Origin of the sequence: Mesorhizobium sp. M7A.F.Ca.AU.001.01.1.1, from assembly GCF_004022735.1 — a bacterium.
Classification (GTDB): Bacteria; Pseudomonadota; Alphaproteobacteria; order Rhizobiales; family Rhizobiaceae; genus Mesorhizobium; species Mesorhizobium ciceri.
Window position 1 is genome coordinate 1 of the sequence record NZ_RZPF01000513.1, and the last position, 4,872, is coordinate 4,872.

General features: G+C 63.1%; 6 protein-coding genes. 4 read left to right on the forward strand and 2 right to left on the reverse strand.

Going from position 1 to position 4,872, the window contains the following annotated elements:
• A partial coding sequence (locus tag EN884_RS25770) for a TetR family transcriptional regulator (protein ID WP_245491990.1) occupies nt 1-444 on the reverse strand: 444 nt, incomplete at its 3' end.
• Entirely contained in the window at nt 441-1,313 is an 873-nt protein-coding gene (locus EN884_RS25775; protein WP_024501898.1) for a dimethylarginine dimethylaminohydrolase family protein, read from the reverse strand. The genes EN884_RS25775 and EN884_RS25770, both read right to left, overlap by 4 nt.
• 213 nt (nt 1,314-1,526) lie before the next feature.
• On the opposite strand from EN884_RS25775, the gene EN884_RS25780 reads away from it, so the two are divergent.
• The 4 genes from EN884_RS25780 to EN884_RS25795 form a co-directional block, all read left to right on the forward strand.
• Complete coding sequence (locus EN884_RS25780) at nt 1,527-2,342, forward strand: ABC transporter ATP-binding protein (RefSeq protein WP_063169844.1); 816 nt, start codon at nt 1,527-1,529, stop codon at nt 2,340-2,342.
• A 53-nt stretch (nt 2,343-2,395) separates the two neighbouring features.
• Entirely contained in the window at nt 2,396-3,196 is an 801-nt protein-coding gene (locus EN884_RS25785) for a transporter substrate-binding domain-containing protein (protein ID WP_063169843.1), read from the forward strand.
• A gap of 155 nt (nt 3,197-3,351) precedes the next feature.
• A complete protein-coding gene (locus EN884_RS25790) occupies nt 3,352-4,065 on the forward strand; it encodes an ABC transporter permease (protein ID WP_196815384.1) in 714 nt (237 codons plus the stop codon).
• Nucleotides 4,065-4,872 (forward strand): ABC transporter permease (locus tag EN884_RS25795; RefSeq protein ID WP_013528191.1); only part of this gene is annotated, 808 nt, incomplete at its 3' end. The genes EN884_RS25790 and EN884_RS25795, both read left to right, overlap by 1 nt.

Here is a 4,872-nt window from a genome sequence, read left to right on the forward strand (position 1 = left end):
GGCCACAACCGCTTCCACCTCATTGCGAAAACCAAGGTAGCCTTCGCGGTGGGCGTGGGCCAAGGTCGGATCCGCTCTGGCGCGGCCGATGAAGGTTGCCCAGAGCGAAAACACCCGCGCGTCGATAATCGGCGCATTGAGGTTGGCGGTGACGAAAGCCGCAAGGCGCTGGCGAGGCGAGGCATTCTCCATGACCAAAGCCGCTTTCGCCTGCTCGGTCATGCGGCCCATCAGCGCTGCATAGGCTTCCTGCAGCAATTCTTCCTTGCCGGGAAAATAGTGCCGGATCAGCCCGGCGGTGACGCCGGCACGCAATGCGATGGTGCGCAAGGTGGCGCCCTGCAGGCCATGTTCCGCCACACTGTCCAGAGTGGCCTCGATCAGATCCTGCCGCCGCCGCTCCTCGCCCTCGCGACGGAACCTGCGGCGGGATGGCATATTCATTGGCGCAGGATCGGTCGCGTCAGGCATGTCGGCCCGCCCTCGCAGGCGATGCAGAGCGCATCCGCCTCGAAGATTTCGACCGTGCAGCCGGCGGCTTCCATCGCGGCTTTGGTCTTTGGAAAGCCTGCGACGGCAATGATCTTGTGTGGGCTGGTCGGCAGCACGTTCAGGCTAAGGCCGTTGGAAGCCGCGAACTCTTCGGCGTCGCCTTCGACCAGCCGGATGTTACGCGCCTTCAGCATCTGATAGAATGGGGCCGGCAAAAGCGGTGAATGGACCAATGCGAGGTCGTCGGCCAGCGGGCTGATCACCGACATCAGATGCAGGCACGCTTCTTCGCCTTGCCACAGCGGAAGATCAAAGCCGTAGACGGAAACGCCCAGCGGCGTCAGCAGGTTGGAAACCTGCTGGATGCCTTCCTGGTTGGAGCGGACACCGCGCCCGATCACCAGCGTACGGGCATCGAGCCATACGCAATCACCGCCTTCGACCTGGCCAGGAACCTCGACGCGGCCCAGGATTGGAATGCCCAGCCTTCGGTAGGTTTCCTCATGCAGCGAGGGCTCCCTGGCGCGCAACGGCTTGCCCATGGACAGAATCAGCGCGCCGCGATCGGTCATCAGCGACGGGTCGTGCGTGAACACCGAGTCCGAAAGTCCATCCGCCGTGTCCTCGATCCATTCGATTTCGGCACCGGAAGCCGCCACCAGTTCAGCAAGGAGCGCGTGCTGCGATGCCGCTTTCGCCGGATTGAATCCGGGGCCATAGTGCCAGGCAGCCCTGTCGGCATTGCGCATGGCGTTGGCCGCCGACCGCATCAGCACGCGGCGCAGCGGCGCCGCCATGGACTGTGATCCGAAAGCGCTCATCGAAGTCCTTTTTCGCTGAAAAAAATCGAGAAAATTTCATGGAAGGCTATTTATACACTTGCACAACAAGCTCGCAAGTGCCGTAATAAGCAGGATTGACGGGCTCTCGCCGTTGGGTCCATGCTGAAGTCTGGAGCGGGGCAGTACAGCGTATATGTTAATTAGCCGGATACACGTTCGACGAACCGCAGCCGACCCGATAGAGGTCACCCGGTGAGCGTGGTGGAAGCTGCCGCAGTCCGATCCGGCAAGGCGCAGGACGGCGCCGCCGAAGCCATCCATGTCGAGAACCTGCACAAGAAGTTCGGTGAGCTGCATGTGCTGAAGGGCGTCTCGCTGTCGGCGCGCGACGGCGAGGTCATCGCCATCATCGGCGGCTCGGGCTCCGGCAAATCGACCCTGCTGCGCTGCATCAACTGCCTGGAAAACCCGACCAGCGGCATCATTCGCGTCAATGGCGAGGAGATCAAGCTCAAGGCCGACAGCCACGGCCACACCATTCCGGCCGACCGCAAGCAGATCGAGCGCATCCGCTCCAAGCTCGGCATGGTGTTCCAAAACTTCAACCTGTGGAGCCACATGACGCTGATCGAAAACGTCATCGAGGTTCCGGTGCATGTGCTTGGCGTCAAGCGCGATGTGGCGATCGGCGAGGCCGAGAGGCTGCTCGCCCGTGTCGGTCTGGCTGAAAAGCGCGACGTCTATCCGGCCTATCTGTCGGGCGGCCAGCAGCAGCGCGCCGCGATCGCCCGGGCGCTGGCCATCAATCCGCGCGTCATGCTGTTCGACGAGCCCACCTCCGCGCTCGATCCCGAACTGGTCGGCGAGGTGCTGAAGGTGATCGGCGACCTGGCGCGCGAAGGCCGCACCATGGTGCTGGTCACCCACGAGATGAAGTTCGCCCGCGAGGTCGCGACCCATGTCGTCTACCTCTACAACGGGCTGGTCGAGGAAGAAGGGCCGCCGGAGCAGATCTTCGGCGCACCGAAATCCGAAAGGCTGAAGCAGTTCATCCGCAACATCGGCTAGGCAAGCCGGGACGGAAGAAAACCGGGAACCAACAACAAACTGGGAGTCATGAAATGAAGACCGTTCTGAAGACATTTGCCGCAGCGCTGCTGCTCGGCGTCGCCGCCATGGGCGTGGCCAAGGCCGATCCGGTCAAGATCGGCGTCGCCGCCGAGCCTTATCCGCCCTTCACCTCGCCCGATGCTTCGGGCAAATGGATCGGCTGGGAGATCGACTTCATCGACGCCGTCTGCGCCGAGGAGAAGCTCGATTGCGTCATCACCCCGGTTGCCTGGGACGGCATCATCCCGGCTCTGACGACCAAGAAGATCGACCTCATCGTCTCCTCGATGTCGATCACCGCCGAACGCGCGAAGACGATCGATTTCTCGGACAAGTACTATAACACGCCGACCGCGATCATCGGCCCGAAGGACCAGAAATTCGGCTCCGCTCCGGACGACCTCAAGGGCAAGATCGTCGGCGTGCAAGTGTCGACGGTGCACGCTGTCTATGCCAAGAAGCACTTTGGCAGCACAGCCTCCGAGATCAAGGAATACCAGACCCAGGACGAGGCCAACAACGATCTGGCCGCCGGCCGTCTCGACGCGGTGCAGGCCGATTCCATCGCGCTTGGCGAATTCCTCAAATCCGACCAGGGCAAAGCCTGCTGCGACCTGAAGGGCATGGTCGCTCCCGATGACGAAGTGCTCGGACCGGGCGTCGGCGCCGGCGTGCGCAAGGAAGACACCGACCTGAAGGGCAAAATCAACGCCGGCATCAAGGCGATCCGCGCCAACGGCAAATATGACGAGATCTCGAAGAAATACTTCGATTTCGACATTTACGGCGGCGGCGGCGCGCAGTCGAACTGACGATCCTCGTATGAGCTGTGGGGTGTGGCGTCGCGCCATGCCCCACCTGCTCGATCTTTCCCAGGCATGTTTGCCGCCGACGCAGCCGTCGGCGGTTAGTCAGCACTTCGGGGGCGACGCTGATCGACGCACTTCTTTCGGCCTCCGCGGCCGGCATCACCGAGCTTCTCTCGCCCTACCCGCCAGGCTGGGGCGGGGCGCTTCTGGTTGGGCTGCTGCATTCGATCGAGATCGCGCTGGGCGCCACGTGCCTCGGCCTTCTGATCGGCACCGGCGGCGCCTATGGCAAGCTTTATGGCGGGCCGGTGGTGCGCGATCTCCTGGCGGTTTACACCACCATCGTGCGCGCCGTGCCCGAACTGGTGCTGATCCTGCTGCTCTATTACGCCGGCACCGACCTGATCAATCAGGCGCTGACGGCCATGGGTTATCAGCGCGTCGACGTGAGCGGCCTTGCCGCCGGCATCGCCGTGCTCGGCTTCGTCCAGGGCGCCTATTCGACAGAGGTGATACGCGGCGCGATCCTGGCCATTCCGCAGGGCCAGATCGAAGCCGCCCGCGCCTATGGAATGTCTCCGGGCCTGATGTTGCGGCGCATCACCTTGCCGTCAATGCTGCCCTTCGCTATTCCGGGCCTCGCCAATCTCTGGCTGATCGCCACCAAGGACACCGCGCTATTGGCTGTTGTCGGCTTCTACGAGCTGGCGCTGGCAACGCGGCAGGCAGCGGGCGTCACCAAGGCCTATTTCACCTTCTTTTTCGCGGCGGGCGTGCTCTATCTGCTTTTGTCGCTGTTTTCCAACCTCGTTATCGGCCGGGTCGAGACCTGGTCGCGGCGCGGCATGCCTTCGCTCAAGGAGGCGCGCTGATGGCCAACGAGGCGACCATCATCGACGTCGTCGCGCGAACGTCGCTGTGGCTGCAGCCGCACCGCATCGTGCTGATCCTGATCGCACTGGGCCTTGTTCTGTCGGCCGCCTTTTTCATGCGCTGGGACTGGCTGCCGCAATATTATGAAATGGGCTTGATCGGCCTCTGGCGCTCGCTGTGGATCCTGGCCGTCACCTGCGTGCTGGGCTTCCTGCTGGCCGTCCCGCTTGGCCTGGCGCAGGCTGCCGGCTCGTTCTGGTTCGCCGCACCCGCCAAGGTGTTCTGCACGGTGATCCGGGGCACGCCGCTGCTGATCCAGCTCTGGCTGCTCTATTACGGCCTGGGTTCGCTGTTCCCGCAATATCCGTGGATCCGCGAATCCTGGATGTGGCCATATCTGCGGCAAGCCTGGCCCTATGGCGTGCTGGCGCTGACCCTGTCGTTCGCCGGTTATGAGGGCGAGGTGATGCGCGGCGCCTTCGCCGGCGTGCCCAAGGGGCAACTCGAAGCCGCCCGCGCCTTCGGCATGAGCCGCTGGAAGGCGTTCCGGCGGATCTGGCTGCCGCAAGCCATCTACCGGGCGCTGCCGACGCTGACCGGCGAGACCGTGCTGCAATTGAAGTCGACGCCGCTGGTGGCGACGATCAGCGTCATCGACATCTTCGCCGTTTCGTCCAAAGTACGGCAGGACACCTACCTCACCTACGAGCCCTTGCTGCTGCTGGCGCTGATCTACATGACGATAACCGGCATTCTGGTCTTCGCCTTCAGCAGGATAGAGGCCAGGATCCCGAACAAGATTGGTT

Coding starts and splice junctions, on each gene's coding strand:
- EN884_RS25785 (WP_063169843.1), top strand. CDS start 2,396: ATGAAGACCGTTCTGAAGACATTTGCCGCAGCGCTGCTGCTCGGCGTC.
- EN884_RS25775 (WP_024501898.1), bottom strand. CDS start 1,313: ATGAGCGCTTTCGGATCACAGTCCATGGCGGCGCCGCTGCGCCGCGTG.